The following is a 1,502-nucleotide window of genomic DNA, read 5'->3' as shown; positions in this document are numbered from 1 at the left end:
CGATTGCCAATACGAATCTTGTTACCCGGCAGAAGTTTCCAACCCGCTTGAAGCAGTGTGAACGATTTATACTTACGACATGGCTTGAAGCGAGGGCGACCCCACTTCTTACCCGCAGCACGGGCTTCAAACATTGACTGGTAGCCTTTATCTATACGAGATGCCACGTCTTGTATCGCTTGGCTCGGTAGTTGATGCCAGTGGGCAAAGCGTTGGGTGCGTTTCAGTTTAGAAATGTGATTTATCAACCGAAACTTGCTGATATACTGGTTTCCATAGATGGCGTGGTAACGACGCTGAAGCGCAACGCAATGATTCCAAACAAAAGCGTGTCCATCTATCGTTTTGTGCAACTCACGATTACCGTGATTGCTATACATCTTGAACTTGTAGGTTTTCATGAAGGTCAGCTTTCTGGCTCTCATGCCTTTTCAACGAGGTGTGGGGGACACTAACGAGGTTGTTAGTGGTTGAAATCCCCCACGAAAGCCGAAAGAATTATACCATTTTTTACCTACAATCTGTATCCCAAGCATAAATGCTTGGGGCTTAGACCTAAAGGGTTTTTTGATAAAATGATGAATAGTGAGGGTAAAGTATGGGATGCACAAACATCACAGCGCGGGAGATTCGATTATTTGCGATACTCGCGCTCGTAGCAGGGATCGTTTTTGACTACCTGTTTTATGAAAAGGCGATCGGAATTTCATACCCGTTGTTTGTCGTCGTTTTCTATTGCTTATTTTGGGTTGCTTCACGCAGGCGGATCTCATTCCAAATTGACTTTGGTTGGTTTCTGTTTATCCCTATTTTTTTGCTCTCGGCAGCGTTCGCCCTCCATTCAAACCCGGTGTTACTTGCTCTCAACTCTGTCCTGATCCCACTGCTCCTGCTTCTTCAGACGACGCTACTTGTTTATAGATATGAGTGGTCTAGTGTTCGATCCATCGTCCGTTTTTTAGGAAAATTGTTCCGTCAAATTTTTGGCAATACCCCCAAGATATTCTTGGAACTCATTTCGCTCGCGAGGGTTGCCGAACGAATTGCGCCTGAGAAGCGTAAGACTCTCAAACACATCTTTATTGGTTTGATAATCTCTGCGCCCCTCTTAGTCATTGTTATCGCATTGCTTGCGGAGGCCGATACAGTTTTTCAGAATTTTGTCGCCGATATTGTTAAGCCCTTAGAATTTATCGGTTCTATCCCTTTCGCTGAGCATGTGGGAGTTATTGGGATTATCACAGTGTTACTATTCGGTTATTTGGCGGTCGTATTAAAGGCTAAAGTGGAAGAGGTGTCAGCACCTGCTGAGGGGGATACAGGGGGCTGGGACACTACGATCGTTGTTACGGTTTTGGTGATGGTGAACGCTGTCTACACTCTCTTCTGTGGGATTCAGTTTACATATCTTTTTGGTGGTGAGGAAGTGATTCGCTCTATCCCTGATTACACTTACGCAGAATACGCGAGACGGGGTTTTTCCGAACTAATTGTTGTTACCG

At 45.2% G+C, this 1,502-nt stretch carries 2 protein-coding genes; one reads left to right on the top strand and one right to left on the bottom strand.

The window, feature by feature from the left end:
* Positions 1–401: hypothetical protein (locus J4G02_12725; GenBank protein MCE2395442.1), on the bottom strand; the 401-nt coding region annotated here is incomplete at its 3' end.
* 197 nt (positions 402–598) lie between these two features.
* Here J4G02_12725 and J4G02_12720 point away from each other — a divergent pair.
* On the top strand, positions 599–1,502 hold a 904-nt coding region (locus tag J4G02_12720), incomplete at its 3' end, for a DUF4173 domain-containing protein (GenBank protein ID MCE2395441.1).

The organism is Candidatus Poribacteria bacterium (assembly GCA_021295755.1).
In the GTDB taxonomy this organism is placed as follows: Bacteria; Poribacteria; WGA-4E; order WGA-4E; family PCPOR2b; genus PCPOR2b.
The sequence above is the reverse complement of the archived record's forward strand: the minus strand, read 5'-3'. Positions and strand labels throughout refer to the sequence as shown.